1 protein-coding gene is annotated in these 222 nt (G+C 39.2%); it reads right to left on the bottom strand.

The window, feature by feature from the left end:
- Nucleotides 1-222: RtcB family protein (locus GFJ99_RS13390; protein WP_203228813.1), on the bottom strand; the 222-nt coding region annotated here is incomplete at both ends.

Below are 222 nucleotides of genomic sequence, written 5' to 3' on the forward strand. Positions count from 1 at the left end.
CCACTATGCGATAAAACCGCTACGTATTCTTTGGCTTCCAATTTCCATTCCGGCAATGGATTGTCTAATTTCACAATTCCGAATTCCACAAAATGATTCCCTCCACCAGATGAACCTAATTGCTTGTACGCTTTGTCTAACAACTGTTTCACAACTGGAATGGTTTTAAATTCGTCTTTGTAAAACACTTCGTGATCGGCTTTAACTTTATGCGTTTCACTC

The sequence above is a fragment of the Flavobacterium sp. LMO6 genome (assembly GCF_009495795.1).
Lineage (GTDB): Bacteria > Bacteroidota > Bacteroidia > Flavobacteriales > Flavobacteriaceae > Flavobacterium.